The 20,972-nt window shown below is 61.1% G+C and carries 15 protein-coding genes; 11 read left to right on the forward strand and 4 right to left on the reverse strand.

The window, feature by feature from the left end; translation table 11 throughout:
- Positions 1-9 precede the first annotated feature (9 nt).
- Genes EA797_RS01590 through pelG form a run of 7 tightly spaced genes read left to right on the forward strand, consistent with a single transcriptional unit; the run spans position 10 to position 12,135 of the window.
- On the forward strand, positions 10-2,853 hold the full coding sequence (locus EA797_RS01590) for a bifunctional glycoside hydrolase/polysaccharide deacetylase family protein (RefSeq protein ID WP_122163444.1): 2,844 nt from the start codon (positions 10-12) through the stop codon (positions 2,851-2,853).
- Complete coding sequence (locus tag EA797_RS01595) at positions 2,831-6,361, forward strand: tetratricopeptide repeat protein (RefSeq protein ID WP_122163445.1); 3,531 nt, start codon at positions 2,831-2,833, stop codon at positions 6,359-6,361. The genes EA797_RS01590 and EA797_RS01595 overlap by 23 nt, the downstream gene beginning before the upstream one ends.
- Positions 6,362-6,387: 26 nt before the next feature.
- On the forward strand, positions 6,388-6,906 hold the full coding sequence (locus EA797_RS01600; RefSeq protein WP_122163446.1) for a penicillin-binding protein activator LpoB: 519 nt from the start codon (positions 6,388-6,390) through the stop codon (positions 6,904-6,906).
- Positions 6,906-8,279, forward strand: a complete 1,374-nt coding sequence (locus tag EA797_RS01605) for a PelD GGDEF domain-containing protein (RefSeq protein ID WP_122163447.1) — start codon at positions 6,906-6,908, stop codon at positions 8,277-8,279. Before EA797_RS01600 ends, EA797_RS01605 begins: the two co-directional genes overlap by 1 nt.
- Positions 8,257-9,246, forward strand: a complete 990-nt coding sequence (locus tag EA797_RS01610; RefSeq protein WP_122163448.1) for a HEAT repeat domain-containing protein — start codon at positions 8,257-8,259, stop codon at positions 9,244-9,246. The genes EA797_RS01605 and EA797_RS01610 overlap by 23 nt, the downstream gene beginning before the upstream one ends.
- Positions 9,243-10,763, forward strand: a complete 1,521-nt coding sequence (gene pelF / locus EA797_RS01615; RefSeq protein ID WP_122163449.1) for a GT4 family glycosyltransferase PelF — start codon at positions 9,243-9,245, stop codon at positions 10,761-10,763. The genes EA797_RS01610 and pelF overlap by 4 nt, the downstream gene beginning before the upstream one ends.
- Position 10,764: 1 nt before the next feature.
- Positions 10,765-12,135, forward strand: coding sequence for an exopolysaccharide Pel transporter PelG (gene pelG, locus EA797_RS01620; RefSeq protein WP_122163450.1), 1,371 nt, complete (start codon positions 10,765-10,767; stop codon positions 12,133-12,135).
- On the opposite strand, the gene EA797_RS01625 is transcribed toward pelG, so the two are convergent.
- The 4 genes from EA797_RS01625 to EA797_RS01640 form a co-directional block, all read right to left on the reverse strand.
- The gene (locus EA797_RS01625; RefSeq protein WP_244214048.1) at positions 12,094-13,173 is read right to left on the reverse strand and encodes a hydrolase; all 1,080 of its coding nucleotides are present in this window, start codon (positions 13,171-13,173) and stop codon (positions 12,094-12,096) included. The two genes, pelG and EA797_RS01625, sit on opposite strands and share 42 nt — an antisense overlap.
- A gap of 79 nt (positions 13,174-13,252) precedes the next feature.
- On the reverse strand, positions 13,253-13,858 hold the full coding sequence (rsmD, locus tag EA797_RS01630) for a 16S rRNA (guanine(966)-N(2))-methyltransferase RsmD (protein ID WP_122163451.1): 606 nt from the start codon (positions 13,856-13,858) through the stop codon (positions 13,253-13,255).
- Positions 13,858-15,399 (reverse strand): M16 family metallopeptidase, encoded by a 1,542-nt coding sequence (locus EA797_RS01635; RefSeq protein WP_122163452.1) that lies wholly within the window; start codon positions 15,397-15,399, stop codon positions 13,858-13,860. Before EA797_RS01635 ends, rsmD begins: the two co-directional genes overlap by 1 nt.
- Positions 15,392-16,744, reverse strand: a complete 1,353-nt coding sequence (locus tag EA797_RS01640; protein WP_122163453.1) for a M16 family metallopeptidase — start codon at positions 16,742-16,744, stop codon at positions 15,392-15,394. Before EA797_RS01640 ends, EA797_RS01635 begins: the two co-directional genes overlap by 8 nt.
- A 234-nt stretch (positions 16,745-16,978) precedes the next feature.
- Here EA797_RS01640 and ftsY point away from each other — a divergent pair, with 234 nt between their 5' ends.
- From ftsY to rpoH, 4 genes are all read left to right on the forward strand, one after another.
- The gene (gene ftsY, locus EA797_RS01645) at positions 16,979-18,313 is read left to right on the forward strand and encodes a signal recognition particle-docking protein FtsY (protein WP_122163454.1); all 1,335 of its coding nucleotides are present in this window, start codon (positions 16,979-16,981) and stop codon (positions 18,311-18,313) included.
- Positions 18,310-18,981, forward strand: a complete 672-nt coding sequence (ftsE, locus tag EA797_RS01650; RefSeq protein WP_122163455.1) for a cell division ATP-binding protein FtsE — start codon at positions 18,310-18,312, stop codon at positions 18,979-18,981. The genes ftsY and ftsE overlap by 4 nt, the downstream gene beginning before the upstream one ends.
- Entirely contained in the window at positions 18,978-19,988 is a 1,011-nt protein-coding gene (ftsX, locus tag EA797_RS01655) for a permease-like cell division protein FtsX (RefSeq protein WP_122163456.1), read from the forward strand. Before ftsE ends, ftsX begins: the two co-directional genes overlap by 4 nt.
- Before the next feature lie 107 nt (positions 19,989-20,095).
- Positions 20,096-20,950, forward strand: coding sequence for an RNA polymerase sigma factor RpoH (rpoH, locus tag EA797_RS01660; RefSeq protein ID WP_122163457.1), 855 nt, complete (start codon positions 20,096-20,098; stop codon positions 20,948-20,950).
- The last annotated feature ends 22 nt before the right edge of the window (positions 20,951-20,972 follow it).

Here is a 20,972-nt window from a genome sequence, read left to right on the forward strand (position 1 = left end):
GTGGAAGTCATGTGGGTTGCTCAAGCGCGAGATTGCCGAACCATCGCGGCTGTATTTTTTGAATTGCCGGCTATTTCGCGAATCGTTCTCTTGGCACTCGTCGTGTTGGGCGGTGTGTTCGCCCTGGCTTCACCCAGTCGAGCCGACACCGCCAGCCCTGGCAGTGTGGCTTTCTGGTACGCCGCCAACCCTCCGCTCGCTGAGCTCGCTCAGTTCGAATGGACCGTTCTGGAATCGGCACATCTCGAACCTAAAGACGTGGCCTTCCTTCGTGCTCAGGGCAGCGAGCCTTTTGCTTACCTTTCTATCGGCGAATTCGACGGAGACGTGCAGGCGCCTGGGGTAAATCTGGCTGCGGGCGCAAGCGACGTGCGCAACCAGGCCTGGAACAGCCAGGTGATGTTGCTCTCATCCAGTGCCTGGCAGGCGCATCTGCTGCGCCGTGCCGAAGCGCTGGCGGGCCAGGGTTATACCGGGTTGTTTCTGGATACGCTGGACAGTTTCCAACTGCTGCCAGAGGCGGAACGAGAAGAGCAACGCATCGCGTTGCGTGATTTCCTCGCCGAGCTGAAGCGGCGGCAGCCCGCGCTGAAGCTCATATTCAATCGTGGTTTCGAAGTGCTGCCGGAGCTCTCAGGTGTCGCCTCCGCCGTGGCTGTGGAATCGATCCATGCCGGGTGGGATGCGAACGCCGCACATTACAGGGAAGTACCACAGGCGGATCGCGACTGGCTGAACATTCATCTTGATCCGTTGCGCGCCAAAGGGGTGCCGCTGATTGCGATCGACTATCTTCCGGCTACTCAGCGTGACCAGGCCCGAGAGCTGGCTCAGCGACTGCAGTCGGAAGGCTTTGTGCCCTTCGTGACGATGCCAGATCTCAATTACCTCGGAGTCAGCAGCATCGAGGTCCAGCCACGCCGCATTGCGGTCGTCTATGACCCGCGCGAAGGTCCGCTTTCGTCGAATCGCGGTCATATGTTCCTCGGTGGGCTGCTCGAGTACCTCGGGTATCGTATCGACTATCTTGCTGCCGACCAGCTCCCAGACGGCCCCCTCGCCGGGCTTTATGCAGGCGTAGTGACCTGGATGACTAGCGGGGCGCCCGCCGATTCAGCCGGGTTCGATCGATGGCTGTCGGCACGCATCGATGAGTCCGTTCCGCTGGCCATCATGGCGGGCTTGCCTGTTACCGATAAGGCCTTGCTGGCCCGCATGGGTCTGCAACGGGTTGGTCAGCAGGCCAAGCGTGAAGTCCGGATTGCCAGTCGCGACGAGCGGCTGGTCGGCAGTTTCGAGGCGCCGGTGGTGATCCGATTGCGCGATCTTGTGCCGCTCACCGTCATCGAAGGCACCGCGACGGCCGCCCTTGAGCTTGTCGACAGCGAGCTGCGTCAGTACGTCCCGATCGCTACGGGGGCGACTGGCGGTATCGCGCTGACGCCTTACATCCTTGAGGAAGGCCCGGACAGCCAGCGCTGGATCCTTGATCCATTCGCCTTCTTGCAACAGGCCTTGCGGTTACCCGCTATCCCGCGTCCGGATGCGACCACGGAGAATGGCAGGCGAGTTGCTACGGTGCATATCGATGGCGACGGCTTCCTTTCACGTGCCGAAGTGACAGGGTCTCCCTATGCGGGGCGTGAGGTGCTCGACACATTCATCAAGCCTCACGCGCTGCTGACATCCGTTTCCGTCATCGAGGGTGAAATCGGGCCCAAGGGGCGCTACCCGCATCTTTCCCGGGAGCTTGAGCCGATCGCTCGTGAGATCTTCGCCGATGCAAAGGTGGAGGTGGCCACTCACAGTTTCAGTCACCCGTTCTTCTGGCAGCCTGAGCGGGCTCGGCTGCGCGAAGGTTTCACCGCCGACTATGGGATGTCGATGACCATCCCTGGGTACGACACGCTCGACTTCACACGGGAGGTCGTAGGCTCGACGGCGTATATAAACGAGCGCCTTACCAGTGCATCGAAGCCGGTGAAGATGATCTTCTGGACGGGCGATGCGTTGCCGGACGCGGCGACCATCAAGCTGGCGTACGACGCCGGACTGGCCAACGTCAATGGTGGCACCACCATACTCACTCATGCGCGGCCGTCACTTACCGGCTTGTCGCCGCTGATCAGGCCAACCGCAGGCGGCGTCCAGTATTACGCCCCTATCATCAATGAAAACCTCTACACCAACCTTTGGCAGGGGCCGTACTACGGCTTCCGCGATGTGCTGGAAACCTTTGAGCTAACAGACGGGCCCCGTCGGCTGCGTGGTTTGCATCTGTACTACCACTTCTATTCAGCTACCAAGCAGGCCTCCATCCGCACCATGAAGGAGATCTATCGCTCGATGCTGGCTGAGCAGCCGATCTCACTCTGGATGAGCCAGTACATCACCCGCATGCATGGCCTGCACCAGGCCAGCCTGGCTCGTCTGGCCGACGGTCGCTGGCAGATTCGCGCAATGGATGGCCTGCGCACGCTGCGCCTGGACCCGAGCCTCGGTTGGCCGGATCTGGCCCGGTCTCAAGGCGTAGCGGGTGTTCGTGATCTGCCCCAGGGCCGCTATGTCCACCTGAGCAGTTCAGGTGCAGTACTCGCGCTGCGAGGCGAGCGCGACCCGCGTCCCGCGCTGGAGCAGGCAAATCTGCCGTTACTGGGTTGGGACTATCTCGACGAGAACAGGGTGAAGTTGTCGTTCGCCGGTGAGATGCCCTTGCGGTTTTCAGTGCGCGCCGTGGGCCGGTGCTCGCTCGATGTGGCGGGTAAACGTTATCAAGCCGTAAAGGCGGATGGATTGTGGCGGTTCGATCTGCCAGGGAAACGAGTGGTAGATGCGCAGCTCCTCTGTAACTGAACCCACTCGACTGCTGAGTCCATGGGCGCTGCTGCTGGTGGCGGTGCTCGTTGGCGCCTTGCTGGTGCTGACCTATACCGGCGAAGACGTGTTCATGCCCAGCGAAAAACAGCCCGACGCTGTGTCCATCAGTTACGCCGAGCTTCTGCTTGAGGCGCACCCGAACGACACCAGCTTGCGCCTCAAGCTCATCGAGCAGCTTGTCGAGCTGGGCGACCTCGCGCGTGCGCGCTCGCATGTCTTCAAACTGGCCGAGTCCGAGTCTGACAACGTGCGCTTCTTTCTTGCCGAGCTTGCAGTGCTGGAAGCGCAGTCGGCCACCGATGGTATATCGGCTTCGACGCTTGCCGCCCTGCGCGATCAGCTAGGCGCCGTAGAGCGCGGAAGTGTCACCATCGAGCAATTGTCCCGTCTTGCTCGTTATGCGCTGGCCCTGGGCGACCCTGCTTTGGCGGCGCTTACCTATCGCGATCTGGCGGTTCGAGATGAGGCTCAGCGCGAGCACTGGCTGATCGAGTCAGCGCAGAGCCATCTGGCAGCGGGGGATACGATGGCTGCTGCACGCATCTTCACCGACCTGCTTGCCAGCACCGAGCCGTCCGCGGAGCGCCGCGAATACCTCGGCAAGGCGTTTTCAGCGATGGTCGCGGCCGATCAGGGCGAGCAGGCAGCAGAGCTGGTCCACCGTAATCTCGATCTGTTGAGCGCCGCCGATGGTGATCTGTTCGGCAGGGCTGTTCGGGCTGGGGTCGGTAGCCATCGTTACGATCTGGCGATCGACACGGTCACTCGCTGGCGCGAGGCTCAGCCGGACGATGCGTCCGCTGTACACGCCGACATGCAACTTCGCCTCGCGGCGGGGCAATTGGAACAGGCCTGGGCTGCAGGGCAGCACCTGTCAGCGCTTGGTCCATTGGATGCCGAGACTCTGGAGCTGATGGGCAGGCTCGGTGAGTGGACCGGCCGGACGAGCGAATCGCTTGAATTCTGGTTACGTCTGGTCCAGCAACGTGACGAACCGGCGATCCGCGAACATGCCTGGCGTCTGGCGTCACAGCTTTTCGACTATGACAACACCATCGCTTTACTCGCCGGGGCCGGGAAGCTGCGGCAGTTGTCCGATACCGAACTGGATGCGCTGGTATACAGCCATAACGCGCGGGGTACACCAGAGCAGGCCGAGCGCTGGTTGCGTGACTATCTCCGTAGCAGGCCCGGTCACCAGCGCGCCTGGCTGCATCTTCAGCAGATTCTCGAGCACACCCACCAGCAGGTCGCGCAGGTCGAGCTGTGGGCAGAGATCGACCGCCGTTTCGGTCTGACGATTGATCAGCGGATCAAGTGGGCCGAGGACCATTGGGAGCTGTTCGACCCTCAGGCTGCCTGGCGCGTGCTCGACATTGCGGACGCCAAGACGGTGACCGACACAGCTTACTGGCTGCTGCGTGCGGAGCTGGCATGGGAGCTGGAGCGAGATGCAGACACGCTCGACGCCTACCAGCGGCTTGCCGCGTTGGGGGTCGGTCCCACCAGCACTGCCGAAGAACGACTCATCGCGCTTTACGAGCGCAACGAGCCGACTCGTGCGCTGGACGTGATGATTACCAGTTGGGAGCGCAATCGCACGCAGCCCAACCTAACTCGTGCACTGCAATTGGCTATGGAACTCGGCGATCTGGGCCGGGTGGAGCGGTTGATCAGTGAAGGACTTCAGCTGCCCGACAGTGACAGGATTGTGGCTATCTGGAGCGCCCGCGCGTTCGTAGCGTCACGCAATGGCGACCGCGCCGGGACCGAGCAGATCTATCTTCAGGCGCTGTCGCTTTTCCCCCATGCGGGAGAGTTCCGCGAGCAGCTGCTCTGGCATTACATCGATCACGGGGAGCGTGACGCGCTCGGGCCGCTGCTGCAGCAGTGGGAGCCTTTGGCGCGAAAGCAAAGTGGACTGTGGCTTCCCTTCGCAAGCGCAAACCTGATGCTCAACCGCAACGATCAAGCCTTGCGCTGGTTCGACCTTTACCTGCGAAAGGATCCTGGCGATGCGCTGGTGCAGGCGGCCTATGCCGATGCGCTGGATAGCGCCGGCTATGCGGATCGTGCACTGCGTCTGCGACGTCATGTGCTGCGTAATTTCGAGATGCCTGTGGTTGGAGCCGCCCCGGCGCTCTATCAAACCTACCTGCGGTTATTGACGTCAGGGGGCGCGCGCATGGCGGCCGGTGAGCTGGCGCTAAGCTGGAACGATGGCTCGCAGCCGTTGTTGCAGTTGTGGTTCGACCAGTTCAGCGAGCAACTCGACGCGACCAACCAGGGTGCGCTCAAGGAGCAATGGCTGGCTTGGGCTCGTAGCAAGGGCCTGCGAATCAGTCGCTATGCCGAACTGCAACAGGCATTGCAAGAGCAGAACCGCCAGACCTTGGAGCGTCTGCTTGCCGAGGGTGGATTGGATCCCGCGCAGCGTGTCGAGGCTTTGCAGCGTCTGGGCGCTACAGGCCGTGCCTTGGCCGAAGGTCTGCAGGCGCTCTCGCCCGAACAGCCGGTTGCAGTGCAGCAGCAATTACGTCGGCAGACACTGGCGCTACAGGAGCGCAATCCCCAAGGCGTCCGGATAGGCATGCGCCAACAGGATTTCGGGTCGCTCGAGCTGCAGGGGCAAACCGCAGAGATCGCGGGTCAACTTGACCATGATTGGCACGCGCAGCTGTCGCTTGGCCGGCAGGACTACTCCGGCAGTGGTCTGATCGGGGTTCGACCAGGCATCGAGCATTGGGCGCAATTGCAGCTGACACGTGCTCTGCCGGATGGCTCAGCGGGTGTGGAGGTGGACGTCAGTCGTCATGACGCCGGGGACCGTACGGGATTCGGGCTTACCCGCAGCCTCCAACTCAACAGTGGCGATACCGTCGAGTTTCAGATGGGGTGGCATCGTCAGGCAGAAGAGAGTGGTCTTCTGCGAGCCATGGGGCGACGCGATTCGCTGGGTGTCAGCGGCATTCATGCCATCAGCGCTCGCGACCAGTTCAGCTGGTCTGCGGCGCAGCAACGCTTCAGCACCTTGAGCGGTGAAGCTGTGGGCAGCGGGCAACAGGTCAATCTCGAGTTGAGCCATGCCGTTTTCTTCGAAGGCCCTACGTGGACGCTTCGCACCGGGCTTAGCTATGCAAGATATGGCACCTCGAACGACGAGCTGCGTTCAGTTGGCGCGCCTGCGGCCGATCTACTACAGGATCGCTTCGGACAGGCCTACATCGGTAGCACCTGGCGCCGCGGTTTTCCGGGTGCATTGAATCGCAGCACAGCCCAATTCAGCTGGATCTTCGATGTGCTGGCCGGCTGGCAATGGACCGAACAGCAGACCAACTATGCAATTAACACCGGAGTCGGCATGCAGGTGCTTGGCGACGATGAGCTGGCGTTCACCTTTGGCTTTCAGTCCGCACCAAAAAACGGTGATGGCGAGCCAGGTGGAACATTGGGCATGACTTACAGCACTCGATTCGGGCGCTGATGCGGCAATCACAGGGAGAATCAAAGATGTCATCCATTCGTAGCCTGGTCGTACTGGCCATGGTCTTTCTCATTGGTGGCTGCACCACCTTCACCCAGCAAAGCGCGCCCGGTTTACCACGAGCGGCTGCCTGGGGGCTGGTGCCGGTGGTCAATTACTCTCAGGCGCCTCAGGCTGGCGAGCGTGCTGAGCAGATTCTTCTCAGTGTACTGGCCGAGCGTGGCCTCCAGCCGCGTCACTATCCTGTGATGCCGCAATCGGAAATACCCATGCTTGATGATCGGGAGCGCCTGGCCAAGGCTCTTGCCTGGGCAAAAGCCGAACGCCTCGATTACGTGATCAGCGGCAGTGTCGAGGAGTGGCAATACAAGAGCGGTCTGGATGGCGAGCCTGCGGTTGGCCTGAGCCTGCAAGTGATTGAGCCTGCCAGCGGGCGGGTCGTATGGAGCAAGAGCGGAGCGCGTGCCGGCTGGTCTCGGGAGAGTCTTGCGGGCACCGGGCAGAAGGTTCTGCGTGAGCTCGCCGGCGCGTTGCGTCTCGAATAATGGCACTCAGCTCGGCACATAAGGATTTCACGCTGGCCCCACGCGCCAGTACCGCCGTTTCGTGGCTGGAAACCTGGCTGATCACGGGCCTTGCCATCGGCATCGGCTATTGGTTGATGCCTGCCGACCCGTTGATGGTTGAAAACTCGTTTCCCTGGCCGGTACTCGCGCCATTGCTGCTGGGAATGCGCTACGGCTTCATGCGTGGGCTGGTCAGCGCGGTGCTGCTGATCCTCGCGCTGATTGCCTACCACCGGTTCGGCGATGGCCTTTACCCCGAAATGCCGGCATCCTTCATTGTCGGTGTGCTGGTCAGTGGCATGTTGGTAGGTGAGTTTCGCGATATCTGGGAACGGCGCCTGGAGCGTCTGGACCTGGCTAACGACTACCGTCAGCTGAGGTTGGACGAATTCACGCGGGCCCACTACATCCTGCGTATTTCCCATGATCGGCTGGAACAGCGAGTCGCTGGGAGTGACCAGAGCCTGCGCAGCTCGCTCGTCGGTTTGCGTAACCAGCTGCGCAGCTTGCCAAGGGGAGACGATCCGCTCGCGGCGCTGGCCGAGCCGGTGCTGAGCCTGCTCACGCAGTACGGCTCGTTCCGGGCGGCGGGCCTCTACCGGGTGAAGAGCGGTGCCGCAGTGGCCAGCCCCCTGAGCGTGGTCGGTGATACGGCGCCTCTTGATGAAAATGATCTGCTCCTGCGCATGTGCCTGAAACGCGGAGAGCTGGTCAGTATTCGTGAAGAGTTGCTCGAGCGTGGCGAGCATAAACAGCATTCCAGCTACCAGCTCTGCGTTCCGCTCATCGATACCGAGGGTCGCATCCTGGCCATCCTTGCCGTTGAGCAGATGCCCTTTTTCTCCTTCAATGATCGCGTGTTCGGCCTGCTCTCGATCCTGGCTGGGCATATTGCTGATCTGATCCTGAGCGACCCGCAAACGCTGCAATTGCAAGACATGGACAGCCAGGTATTCAGCCAGAACCTGAAGCGCTCACTGAGCGATGCCAGATCACATGGGCTGGATGCCAGCCTCTATTGCTTGGAAGTGGGGGCCTCCCCATCCCGTGAAAAACTGCTGCGCCTGATCGAAGACAGCCGACGCGGGCTGGATCTGCAACTCAGAGCAGAAAATCAACGCGGTAATACCTGCGTGCTGGTGCTGCTACCACTCACCTCGGCCGAGGGTGCGCAGGGTTACCTGTTCCGTCTGAACGCGTTGCTGGCCGAGCGATTTGGGGCCGGTGAAACACTTGAGAGTCTGCAGGTGAAAGTACTCGCGCACGACCTCGGTACCGCGAGCGGCCACGACTCGATACGCCATTTCCTCTACAGCGAGTGCGCCCTGAATGATCAGCAAGTGGCTGTTTAGCGGCGCGCTGCTGTTCGAGGTCGGCAGCTGGGCGGCCTTTCAAGAGCAGTTGAGCATCGCGCAGGCAACCTCCTTATACCTGGGGGCGCATGCCCTCAGCAGTGCATTGCTCGCGGGCGGTATCTGGCTGCTGCTGCCTAGACGCTATAAGTTTCCACTGCCCTGGAGTCCGCTTTTTATCTTCAGTCTGGCATTTTTCGTACCGGGGCTAGGCGCCGTTGGTGTTGCTGCCGCGCTGTTTCCGGCGCTCTATCTGCCCCGTCGACACAAGCAGCTGACCTGGGACTCCATGGCATTGCCTGAACTGCCCTTCCGCCCTCAGGAGCGAGGCAAGGAGCTGATGTTCAACGACGGCGGCCTGCAGGATGTGTTGCGTCACGCCCCGGATACCGAGAAGCGCCTGACCGCTTTATTCGCGACGCGCCGGATGCCTGCACGTGAGGCGATTCCCATCCTCAAGGTGGCGCTGCGCGATCCGGCCGATGATGTGCGGTTGCTGGCCTATTCGATGCTCGATAAGCAGGAAAGCGAGATCAACCTTCGCATCGAGACTTCGTTGCAACAGTTGGCGACGGCGGAGGGTTCACACCGGACCGCCCTGCATGATGCCCTGGCGCGCTGGTATTGGGAGCTCGCTTATCTTGGGCTGGCCCAAGGCAGCGTGCTCGAGCATGTTCTCAACCAGGCACGGGAGCATGCGCAGCATACCCTCGATGGCGGCGATAACCCCTATGCTCACGTGCTTGCCGGACGCATTGCCCTGGAGCAGGGGCGACTGGACGCGGCGAAGACCCACTTCGACCAGGCTGAGGCTGCCGGCGTAGGCAAGCCGACCCTGGCTCCGTACCGTGCCGAAACGGCCTTCATCGAAGGTCGCTACGAGGACATTGCGGGACAACTCTGCGAGCTGCCCGATTCGGTCCTGCAACGCCCACCTTTTGCCTCCCTCGCGAAGTACTGGTTGTGACCAAGCCTAATCTCGAAACCCCGATCGCTGATGTTTGCCTATTGCTTGAGGGCACATGGCCCTACGTGCGCGGTGGCGTGTCCAGCTGGGTCAATCAATTGATCCTGGGGCTTCCGGAGTTCACCTTCTCGGTGTTCTTTATCGGTGGCCAGCGAGAAGCCTACGGCGAGAGGCAATACAAGATCCCACCAAACGTCGTTCATATCGAAGAGCACTTTCTGGAGAGCGCCTGGCGTCCCGGTGATCCGGTGGAAGTGGCCAAGGGCGAAGGGTCGCGCGACAGCATGCGGCAGATGCACGAGTTTCTGCATCATCCAGACGAGCCTTCCATCGAGCAGGGTGAGGCTATTCTTGAGATTCTCGCATCGGGGCGCCTGAGCCTTGATGACGTGTTGCGAAGCCGGTCGAGCTGGGAGGCGATCACCGACGGTTATTCCCAGCACTGCAGCGATCCATCGTTCATCAACTATTTCTGGACGCTGCGCACCATGCATGCGCCGCTCGTCATGCTTGCTCAGGCAGCGGCCCGGCTGCCGCGGGCCAGGGCCTTGCATTCCATTTCAACCGGCTACGCCGGTCTGCTCGGGGCGATCCTGCAAAAACGCTGGCAATGCGCATACATGCTCAGCGAGCACGGCATCTATACCAAGGAACGCAAAATCGACCTGGCCCAGGCGAGCTGGATTTCCGAGGGGGCAGACGAAGCGCTGCGTACCGGTCTGGACGCGGAGTTCAGCTATATCCGCAAGCTCTGGATTCGCTTCTTCGAACGTATCGGTTTGCTTACCTATCGTGCTGCCGACCCAATCATTTCCCTGTACGACGGCAACCGCCAACGCCAGATAGCCGATGGCGCCGATCCGATCCGTACCCGGGTCATACCCAATGGCATTGCGATGGCTGCCTGGGGCGATGCCTTGCAGCGCCGGCCAGCCGGGATCGCACCCATTGTCGGCCTGGTTGGCCGTGTGGTGCCGATCAAGGACGTGAAGACCTTCATCCGGGCGATGCGCGGCGTGGTTAGCGCCATTCCCGAAGCGGAAGGGTGGGTGGTTGGTCCCGAAGAGGAAGATCGGGCCTATGCCGCTGAGTGTCACAGCCTGGTGATCAGCCTGGGCCTCGAAGGTAAGGTGAAGTTTCTCGGCTTTCGACAGATACACGAGCTGCTGCCGAATCTCGGTCTGATGGTGCTTACATCGATCAGCGAGGCGCAGCCGCTGGTGATACTGGAAGCCTGGGCAGCCGGCACGCCGGTGGTGACCAGTGACGTTGGCTCTTGCCGTGAATTGATCGAAGGCGCGCCCGATGAAGAGCCAGCATTGGGCTGTGCGGGTGAGGTCGTCGCGATCGCCGATCCGCAAGCTACTTCCCGCGCGATCATCAACCTGTTTAAAAGCCCGGAACGCTGGCGAGCCGCGCAGGCGGTAGGGCTGCAGCGGGTCAATCGCTATTACACTGAAACGCTCATGCTCGACCGTTACCGCAACCTCTATCGCAACGCCAAGGGAGAAGTCTGACATGGCCGGGATTGGCTTCGAGCTGCGCAAGATCCTGTCGCGCGATTCCTATACGGCCACTCTTAGAGCCTACGTCTATGCCGGTCTGATCAGCTCGGGGCCCTGGGTCCTGTCGATCATCAGCGTGATGCTGATTGGTGTGATGAGCCTGGGGGTCGTCGTACCGGAGTTCCTGATTCGACAGTTTCTGGTGAGCGTGACCTACTTGATGGCCGCGTCGCTGATCGTCACTGGCGGCGCCCAGCTGTTCTTCACTCGGTTCATTTCCGATCGGTTGTTCGAAAAGCGGCAAGAAATGATCTTGCCCAATCTGATCGGAATACTCCTGGTCACCACCGTCTCGTCCGGGCTGCTTGGATTTATCCTGCTCGGCCTGCTGTTCGACCAGCCATTTCTCTACCGTCTGCTGATGCTCGCGAACTTCGTGGTGCTCTGTAACCTGTGGCTGACCATCATTTTTCTATCGGGCATGAAAGCCTACAACCGCATCCTGCTGGTCATGGCGGCAGGCTACTCGCTGATGGTGCTGTGCTCGTTCCTGCTGCGTTTTCTCAAGCTCGAAGGGCTGCTGCTCAGCCTGCTGATCGGCCACGCCAGCCTGTTTTTCATGTTTCTGTTCGACATCCTGCGTGAATACCCGGCCAAGCAACTGGTGGCCTTCGACTTCTTCAAGCGTAAACAGGTGTTCGTCAGCCTGCTCGTGACCGGGCTTTGCTACAACATGGGGATCTGGATCGACAAGATCCTGTTCTGGTTCAACCCCAGCACGTCCAGCCAGGTCATCGGTCCGCTGCGCGCTTCGATGCTCTATGACTTGCCGATCTTTCTGGCGTATCTGGCCATCATTCCTGGTATGGCCGTGTTCCTGGTACGCATCGAGACCGACTTCGCCGAATGGTATGACCGCGTTTACTCTGCCATACGCGGCGGAGAGACCCTGCAACATATCGGTCAGCTCAAGCAGCAGATGATTCTCTCGGTACGCCAGGGGCTCCTGGAAATATGCAAAGTTCAGGGGCTGACCGTGGTGCTGCTGTTCCTGATCGCGCCACAGCTGCTGGCCTGGCTGGGGATATCCGCATACTACCTACCGTTGTTCTACGTCGACCTCATCGGCGTCAGTATCCAGGTGGTATTCATGGCGTTGCTCAACGTGTTTTTTTACCTGGACAAGCGTCGGATCGTGCTGGAGCTTTGCCTGATTTTCGTCTTGCTGAATGCGGTACTGACAGTCGTCAGTCAGCAGATGGGACCGAGCTTCTTCGGCTATGGCTTTACCTTGTCGGTACTGGCCTGCGTGCTGCTGGGTTTGGTGCGCCTGGCCAATTCGCTAGAGGACCTTGAGTTCGAAACCTTCATGCTGGGACGTTGAATCGACTCGGCTGGCCATATGGGGCTGCGCTAACCACTCCGGTATTCGACGCTCCAGGTAGTAACGCGGCTTGTGTGGCATGCCTTCGACGAAGCCAACGTGGCCACCGGTTCGGTGCAGTTCCAGTGTCGTGGTTGCGGACAGTTCACCGAGTTCGGGCACGCTGTGGCGAAACACGAAGGGGTCATCTTCGGCCTGGATGAGCAGGGTCGGTACGCGGATATTCGGTAGAAAGTAGCGGCTCGAGGCACGGCGATAGTAATCGCTTGCGTCGGCGTAACCGTGAAGCGGGGCTGTGAAGCGGCCATCGAAATCCCAGAAAGTGCGCATGCCGTCGAGGGAGCCGAGGCGTTGCAGCGCCGACAGGTGTTCACTGGCACCCTGCTGGGTGAAAAGGCGCTGCTTGTCCCTCACATAGGCGACCATCTCGCGCATGAAATGCGCCTGGTACACCCGCGAGAAGCCGAGACCTATGCGGTCGGCGCACTGATCCAACCGATACGGAACCGAAACCGCCACAGCACGCTGTAGTGGCGCCGTTGGGCCAGTTTCACCCAGATACTTGAGCAGGACATTGCCGCCCAACGAGTAGCCGACCCCATACAGCGGAGCCAACGGCCGGGCCGCCTGCAGGTGGGCGATAACCTCCTTCAGGTCATCGCTGGCCCCCGAGTGATAAGCGCGGGGCAGCAGGTTCGGCTCGCCGGAACAGCCACGCCAGTTGATCGCAACGCTGGCCCAGTTGCGTTTCGCCAGCTGCGCCTGAAGGCCCAGCACGTAATGTGAGCTGGAGGAGCCAGTCAGCCCGTGCAGGACCAGCACCAAGGGTGCCGCCGGTTCGTGCGGGCCATGCCAGTCGAGGTCGATGAAATCCCCATCGGCCAACCAGATGCGCTCACGTCGTCGGTCGAGCTTGATCCTGCGCCGCAAGAAGGGGTTCCAGAGCGTCTGCAGGTGACCGCCTGGCAACCACCAGGCGGGGGCGAAATCGTCGCCAGAGCGGTTTTCAATGAAGGGGTCGGGATAGGTTGCGGACACAGGGCAGTCCCGTTGCTGATTACTTACATCTGTGGCCGGCGCCGTTTAGTTGCAGTGGGACCAACAGACTATCGGAGGTTCACGCCTGCGCACTGCGCTCCCACAACGCGTAATGCACCTTTCCAGCCTGCTTCTCACGATGCAGCCGCCAATTGGCGGGCAGCCCAAGGCTCGAAGGCACCATCTCGCTCTCGGTATAGACCCACGAATGCTTGGCCAGCCAACCCTTGTTTTCCAGCAGCTCACATGTTGGTTGCAGCAGGTTTTTGTTGAACGGCGGATCGAGGAACACCAGATCGAACGCTGTGGGCGATTGAGTTTCGAGATAGCGCAGCGCGTCGCTCTGCAGTAACTGGCCCTGGCCGCACTTGAGCGTGTCGAGATGCTTGCGCAGGCTGGCGATGGCGTTGGCGTTAACGTCCAGCGCCAAGGCCATACTTGCGCCGCGTGACAGTGCCTCGAGGTAAAGCGCGCCACTTCCGGTATAGGGGTCGAACACTCGTGCGCCGGACATATAGGGCGCGAGCCAGTTGAACAGCGTCTCGCGCACGCGATCAGGCGTCGGCCGCAGACCTTCGGCATCCGGAAACTCGAATCGCCGGCTGCGCCACTCGCCGCCAATGATTCGCAGCTGTCCCTGACCGCCGTGGCTTTGGGCAGAAGGTCTGATAGGAGGGTTGGCCATCAATGCTCCGGAACGCTGCTGGGTTGCTCGAGGGGTTTTTCGCTCGGTGGCGGCAATGGTTTCTGCTCGACTTGCGGGCCGGCAGTAATGATCACGAAACCGTCCGCGCTGAGATGTTTGTTCATCGCGTCCCTGACCTGTTCGACCGATTGCGACTGGACCTGTTGCATGAAGTCTTCCAGATAGGTCAGCGGCAGGTTATAGAAACCGATGCTGCCCAGCTGGCCGACGATGTCAGCGTTGCTCGCGGTAGACAGCGGGAAGCTGCCTGCGATCTCACGCTTGCTGCGATCCAGCTCGGCCTGGGTCGGGCCTTTTTCCAGAAACTCGCCGACCAGTTGCTGAACCAGTGCCAGTGTTGCCTCGGAAAGGTCGGCGCGGGTCTGCAAATTGATCATGAACGGGCCGTTGGTCTGCATCGGGCTGAACCCGGAGTAGATGCCATAGGTAAGCCCGCGTTTCTCGCGCACTTCTTCCATCAGGCGCGTACCGAAACCGCCGCCGCCAAGGATCTGATTGCCCAGGTAAAGCGCTGCGTAGTCCGGATCGCCGCGCGGGATGCCGAGTTGTGCGAGCATCAGGTGGGTCTGGTTGGAAGGGAAGTCGATGTGCCGCTGACTTGCGGTCGGTGCGCTCGGGGCCGGTGGCGCGGGTAGTGCGGGACCTTGCGGCAACGCGCTGGAGACCCGTTCTGCAATCGCCTCGGCCTGCGCGCGGTCGAGATCACCAACCAGGGCGATCACCGCATTGCCAGGGGTATATGCCTTGCCATGAAAGTCGCGTAGCTGGGCGACGCCGATGCCAGGGATGGTGTCGGCGGTGCCTTCGCTGGGGTGCGCGTAAGGGTGATCCTGGTAAAGGTGCTCGAACAGTTCAAGACTGGCCAGCTTTCCCGGGTTCTGCTTCTGGAATTCGAAGCCCGCGAGCACCTGATTCTTGATGCGCTGCAATGCATCTTCCGGGAAGGTCGGCTGGCCTACCACCTGGCTGAACAGCTCCAGGGCTTGGTCGCGCTTGTCCTGCTCGCTCAGGCTGCGCAGGCTGGCGACCGCCATATCGCGATAGGAGCCGTTGCCGAATTCGGCGCCAAGCCCTTCGAAGCCCTGGGCGATGGCCGTTACATCCTTGCCTTCAATACCTTCGTTGAGCATCGCGTTGGTCAACATGGCCACGCCGGGAACGTCACCGTCCTGGCTGCTGCCGGCGGCGAACGTCAGGCGCAGATCGAACATCGGCAACTGGCGTGCCTCGACGAACAGCACTCGAGCACCGCCTTCGGTCTGCCAACTCTGGATGTCCAGCTCGCGGCGTGCCAGCGGCTGGTCGCCCAACTCGGCCAAGGATTCCAAGCGGGCCGCTTCGGCGTTCTTTGCGTTGGCGATCGCTTGGCCGGACTCGCCGGGGGTCGCAACGGTTCCAGCCGCAGGCGTGGGAATGGCTGCGGCCGTTTCACCGGTATCGGCGTCGCAGGCAGCGATGCCCAGACAGGACGCCATGACCAGGCCGAGCAGGCCGCAACGCAACAGATTGCGATCACTCATCGCTGGACTCCTCGGGCAGTACATGGGCGACGCTCATCCGGGAGCGTGTGAAATAGGTACGGGCAGCTTGCTGGATATCGTCCGGTGTCACCGCCTCAAGCGCGCTGAGCTCTTCATCCATCAGTCGCCAGGATAGTCCGACGGTCTCGAGCTGGCCGATGGTGGTGGCCTGCTGAGTGATGGAATCGCGCTCATAAACCAGTCCGGCGATAACCTGGGCGCGTACGCGCTCCAGCTCTTCCTCGGAAGGTGCTGTCTGCTTGAGCTTGTCGAGTTCTTGCCAGAGGCCGGTCTCCACCTCTTCCAGGGTGCGTCCTTTCTGCATGTTGGGCGCAGCGCTGAGGGCGAACAGGGTGTCGCCTCGGGCGTAGGCGTTGTACCAGGCAGAAGCGCTGGTCACCAGTTCTTCGCCGCGCTCGAGCTGCTGCGGTAGACGGGCGCTGTAGCCGCCATCGAGCAGGGCGCTGATCAGGCGCAGGGCATGGATTTGTCGGGCGCTATCCGATGTGGCCAGGCTTGGTGTATTGAACGCCATGATCAGGCTCGGCACCTGGGTCTTCACATGCAGCTTTAAACGTCGCTCGCCGGGTTCGTCGAGCTCCAGGGGGCGCTTCGCGCTGGGAAGGGCGCGGCTTTTGATCGGTCCGAAGTAACGCTCGGCCAGTTTTCGCACCTCATCCAGGGTTACGTCACCAACCACCACAAGGGTAGCGTTGTTGGGGGCGTACCAGGCCTGGTACCAGCTACGCAGCTCCTCGATGGTCATGCGCTCGAGGTCGGCCATCCAGCCTATGGTAGGCGTGTGATACCCGCTGGCGGGATAGGCCATTGCCTTGAATCGCTCATAGGCAAGGGCGCTGGGCTTGTCGTCGGTGCGTAACCTGCGCTCCTCCTTGATCACCTCGATTTCGCGTGCGAACTCATCGCCCGGCAGCTTCAGGCTGGCCAGGCGATCGGCCTCCAGCTCGAGCGCGACAGCCAGGCGATCACGCGCCAGCACCTGGTAATAGGCGGTGTAATCGTCGCTGGTAAAGGCGTTCTCTTCCGCGCCAAGTTCGCGGAGGATGCGCGAGGCTTCGCCCGCTTCGAGCTTGCGGCTGCCCTTGAACATCATGTGCTCGAGCGCATGGGACAAGCCGGTCTGGCCTGGCGACTCGTAGCTAGAGCCAACCTTGTACCAGAGCTGGGACACCACCACCGGTGCGCGGTGATCTTCGCGGACGATCACCTTGAGGCCGTTGTCGAGGACGAATTCGTGAGTTGGCTGTGCTTCGGCTGCAATGACCAGTGGTAAATACAGAGCGCCGAGTAGGAGGGCCGCGGCGCGGCGTAGCATCAGGGGCATATTCAGGGCTCGTTCAAGGATGAATTCCGCCACGGCGACGCCGGCAGGCGGGACACGCAGGGCATGGTACTGGGGTGTCGGTGAGAGGGCAAAGCGGTGAAGTGCCGATATGGCACCGCTTCTTTCCTGCGGGATGACCGCGCTTAGCGCAGGCGGTTGTGCAGTGCTAGGATAGCCCCCGTCTGGCCGGCGGCGTGGCCGCTGGCGTTTCGCCCTCTTGAGAAAATCTTCTCCATGTTTGGTTCCAACGACGATAAGAAGACGCCGGCCGAGGCTGGCGAGAAGAAAGGCTTGTTCGGCTGGCTGCGCAAGAAGCCGCAGACCCCGGCTGCCGAGCCGCCGCCTGCCGAGCCGCTGGAAGATAGCCAGCCGTTCGCAGACGAGCCCGATACCGCACTCCCTGAAACACCTCCAGCCGTAGAGCCAGTGCGTACCGAGGCTGTTGCGGCCGCGCCTGAACCGACTATCGAGCCCAAGATCGCGCCTGAAGTGGTCCTGCATGCCGAGCCCGAAGCGGAGCCAGTGCCAGAGCTCGTCCGGCCTGGCGAAGAGCCGGAGGCCCCGGTCCTGGCTGAAATCGCCGTCGAACCGGCCCCTGCGCCCAGCCCGACTGAGGCGCCGGCCAAGCTGGGGTTCTTCGCCCGTCTCAAACAAGGGCTGTCGAAAACCAGCGCCAGTATCGGCGAAGGCATGGCCAGCCTGTTCCTGGGCAAGAAAGCCATCGACGATGATCTGCTCGATGAGCTCGAGACCCGTTTGCTGACGGCGGATGTCGGCGTCGAGGCCACCACTGCAATCATGCAGAACCTTGCACGTCGTGTATCGCGCAAGGAGCTGGCCGACAGCGGTGCACTTTACAAGGCTCTGCAGGAAGAGTTGGCCAGCCTGCTAAAGCCTGTCGAGCAGCCGCTGGTAATAGACGGTAGCAAGCGCCCATTCGTGATTCTTGTGGTTGGCGTCAATGGCGTCGGCAAGACCACTACCATCGGCAAGCTGGCGAAAAAGCTCCAGCTCGAAGGTAAGAAGGTGATGCTGGCCGCCGGCGATACATTCCGCGCTGCTGCGGTCGAGCAGCTGCAGGTCTGGGGCGAGCGCAACAATATCGCAGTGATCGCGCAGCACACTGGCGCCGATTCCGCTTCGGTGATTTTCGATGCTGTGCAGGCTGCCAAAGCCCGTGGCATCGACGTGCTGATTGCCGACACGGCAGGCCGTCTGCACACCAAGGACAACTTGATGGAAGAGCTGAAGAAAGTCCGTCGGGTAATGGGCAAGCTCGATGACAGCGCGCCCCACGAGGTCCTGCTGGTGCTCGATGCCGGGACCGGGCAGAACGCGATCAATCAGACCAAGCAGTTCAACCAGTCCGTCGAACTCACCGGGCTGGTGTTGACCAAGCTCGACGGTACCGCCAAGGGCGGGGTGATCTTCGCGCTGGCCAAGCAGTTCGGTACGCCGATCCGCTATATCGGAGTAGGCGAGGGTATTGACGACCTGCGTGCATTCGAAGCGAATGCGTTCGTCGATGCCCTGTTCGCCGAGAAAGGGGCAGGTGGAGCCTCGTCATGATTCGATTCGAGCAGGTCGGCAAACGCTATCCTAACGGTCACACCGGGCTGCACGAGCTTTCCTTCCACGTGCAGCGCGGCGAATTTCTATTCGTCACCGGTCACTCCGGGGCCGGTAAAAGTACCTTGCTGCGCCTTCTGCTGGCCATGGAGCGGCCAACCAGCGGCAAATTGCTGCTGGCCGGGCAGGACCTTTCACGAATCAGTAATGCGCAGATCCCTTTTTTACGTCGCCAGATCGGCGTGGTGTTCCAGAACCATCAGCTATTGTTCGATCGCACCGTGTTCGACAACGCAGCGTTGCCGCTACAGATTCTTGGCTTGAACAAGCGCGAGATCGGCCAGCGCGTGATGACTGCCCTGGAGCGCGTCAGCCTCAAGGATAAGGCGCTGCAGTATCCCTCCGATCTTTCCACCGGACAGCAGCAGCGCGTCGGTATCGCCCGCGCTGTGGTGCACCGTCCTGCGCTGTTGCTCGCTGATGAACCAACCGGCAACCTCGATCCGCGTCTGGCAGCAGAAATCATGGGTGTATTCGAAGACATCAATCGCCTGGGCACCACGGTGCTCATTGCCAGCCACGACCTGGCGCTGATCGCTCGTATGCGCCATCGCATGCTCACACTGCAGCGCGGTCGATTGATCGGTGACGGGGAGTCCGCCCGATGAGTAAGCCCGAGCAGAACCCGAATCCGGCGGAACGTGCCGGCGGCGTGCGCAACAAGCCTGATCAGCCGCGAAGCGACGAACCAGACTTCAAGACACTGTTCCATGCGTGGGTGGAAAGTCACCGCGCCAGCGTGGTCGACAGCGTCGGCCGGTTGATCAAACAGCCGATTGGCAGCTTCTTCACCTGCCTGGTCATGGCGGTTGCCCTCAGCCTGCCCATGGGCTTGGCCCTGTTGCTGGATAATGTCGAGCGCCTCGGTGGTTCCTGGCAGCGTGCCGCACAGATCTCCCTGTTCATGCAGCTAAACGTGGATGCCCAGCAGGGGCAGGGGTTGCGTGAGCAGATACTGCAGATGCCGGATGTCTCCGAAGCCAGCTGGATCAGCCGTGAAGAAGCCCTGGAAGAGTTCCAGCAGCTCTCGGGCCTTGGCGAAGCGCTCCGAGAACTGCCGGAAAACCCCTTGCCTGGCGTGATTCTGGTGACGCCCGCCGAGGTCGATCGCGACAATCTAGAAGCTCTGCGTCAGCGTCTGGCCGAGCTGCCTGGCGTGGAGCAGGCGCAGCTTGATCTGCTCTGGGTCGAGCGGCTGACCGCAATACTCAAGCTAGGTGATCGTTTCGTCTTTGGCCTCAGTCTGCTACTGATCGCAACGCTGTTGTTGGTGATCGGCAACACCATCCGCTTGCACATTGAAAACCGTCGCACTGAAATCGAAGTGGTGAAACTGGTTGGCGGGACGGACGGTTATGTGCGGCGCCCATTCCTGTACATGGGAGCGCTGTACGGGTTGGGGGCCGGCCTGATCGCATGGCTCTTGCTGGCGTACGGCCTTGGCTGGTTGAACGAGGCGGTCATAGGCCTTGCCGGTCTGTATGGCAGTGATTTCGGATTGGGCGGCGTACCCTCCGAGGACGGGCTGTCACTGGTACTGGGCGCTGTACTGTTGGGATACATCGGCGCCTGGCTTGCGGTCGCAAGACATCTGAGCGAATTGGCTCCGAGATAAGTTGTTGTTTATAAAGAGGTTTATTTGCACAAAGGAAACTTTTCCACAGGCTTGCAGTCTCATGCGGCAGTGCTAAACTTCTGCAGCTTCAATTTTGGAGGATCTGCATGACTACAAATCTGCAACCTGTTCAAGCCTTGGTCCCGGGAGCGAATCTCGAGGCCTACGTGCAGACGGTCAACAGCATTCCGCTGCTTACGGTCGAGCAGGAGCGCGATCTGGCCGGGCGTCTGTTTTATCAGCAGGACCTTGAGGCCGCGCGCCAGATGGTGCTTGCTCACCTGCGCTTCGTCGTGCACATCGCTCGCAGCTATTCCGGTTACGGTCTGGCCCAGGCTGACCTGATCCAGGAGGGCAACGTTGGCCTGATGAAAGCGGTCAAGCGTTTCAACCCGGAGATGGGTGTCCGTCTGGTGTCCTTCGCTGTGCACTGGATCAAGGCCGAGATCCACGAGTTCATCCTGCGCAACTGGCGCATCGTCAAGGTCGCCACCACCAAGGCGCAGCGCAAGCTGTTCTTCAACCTGCGTAGCCAGAAGAAGCGTCTTGCCTGGCTGAACAACGACGAAGTCGAGCGTGTTGCCGACAGCCTCGGCGTTGAAGCCCGTGAAGTGCGCGAGATGGAGAGCCGTCTGACCGGCCATGACATGGCCTTCGATCCTTCGGCGGACGCCGATGATGACAGTGCCTACCAGTCGCCGGCTCACTACCTCGAGGATCATCGTTATGATCCTGCCCGACAACTCGAGGACGCGGATTGGAGTGATAGTTCCAATACCAATCTCCACGAGGCTTTGAGCACGCTGGACGAACGTAGTCGGGACATCCTTCAGCAGCGTTGGTTGAGCGACAACAAGGCGACCCTGCATGACCTGGCTGCGAAATACGGCGTCTCGGCAGAACGTATTCGTCAACTTGAGAAGAACGCCATGAATAAGCTCAAGGGCTCTATCCTGGCTTGATCAATGGTGTCGATTCATAAGG

Origin of the sequence: Stutzerimonas zhaodongensis (assembly GCF_003696365.1) — a bacterium.
GTDB classification, from domain to species: Bacteria; Pseudomonadota; Gammaproteobacteria; order Pseudomonadales; family Pseudomonadaceae; genus Stutzerimonas; species Stutzerimonas zhaodongensis.

Bases quoted from the DNA above. Each gene is read 5' to 3' on its own strand.
- pelG (WP_122163450.1), top strand. From the start codon at position 10,765: ATGGCCGGGATTGGCTTCGAGCTGCGCAAGATCCTGTCGCGCGATTCC.
- ftsY (WP_122163454.1), top strand. From the start codon at position 16,979: ATGTTTGGTTCCAACGACGATAAGAAGACGCCGGCCGAGGCTGGCGAG.
- EA797_RS01595 (WP_122163445.1), top strand. From the start codon at position 2,831: ATGCGCAGCTCCTCTGTAACTGAACCCACTCGACTGCTGAGTCCATGG.
- EA797_RS01590 (WP_122163444.1), top strand. From the start codon at position 10: ATGTGGGTTGCTCAAGCGCGAGATTGCCGAACCATCGCGGCTGTATTT.
- ftsE (WP_122163455.1), top strand. From the start codon at position 18,310: ATGATTCGATTCGAGCAGGTCGGCAAACGCTATCCTAACGGTCACACC.
- EA797_RS01605 (WP_122163447.1), top strand. From the start codon at position 6,906: ATGGCACTCAGCTCGGCACATAAGGATTTCACGCTGGCCCCACGCGCC.
- EA797_RS01600 (WP_122163446.1), top strand. From the start codon at position 6,388: ATGTCATCCATTCGTAGCCTGGTCGTACTGGCCATGGTCTTTCTCATT.
- rpoH (WP_122163457.1), top strand. From the start codon at position 20,096: ATGACTACAAATCTGCAACCTGTTCAAGCCTTGGTCCCGGGAGCGAAT.
- EA797_RS01610 (WP_122163448.1), top strand. From the start codon at position 8,257: ATGATCAGCAAGTGGCTGTTTAGCGGCGCGCTGCTGTTCGAGGTCGGC.
- EA797_RS01635 (WP_122163452.1), bottom strand. From the start codon at position 15,399: ATGAGTGATCGCAATCTGTTGCGTTGCGGCCTGCTCGGCCTGGTCATG.
- EA797_RS01640 (WP_122163453.1), bottom strand. From the start codon at position 16,744: ATGCCCCTGATGCTACGCCGCGCCGCGGCCCTCCTACTCGGCGCTCTG.
- ftsX (WP_122163456.1), top strand. From the start codon at position 18,978: ATGAGTAAGCCCGAGCAGAACCCGAATCCGGCGGAACGTGCCGGCGGC.
- rsmD (WP_122163451.1), bottom strand. From the start codon at position 13,858: ATGGCCAACCCTCCTATCAGACCTTCTGCCCAAAGCCACGGCGGTCAG.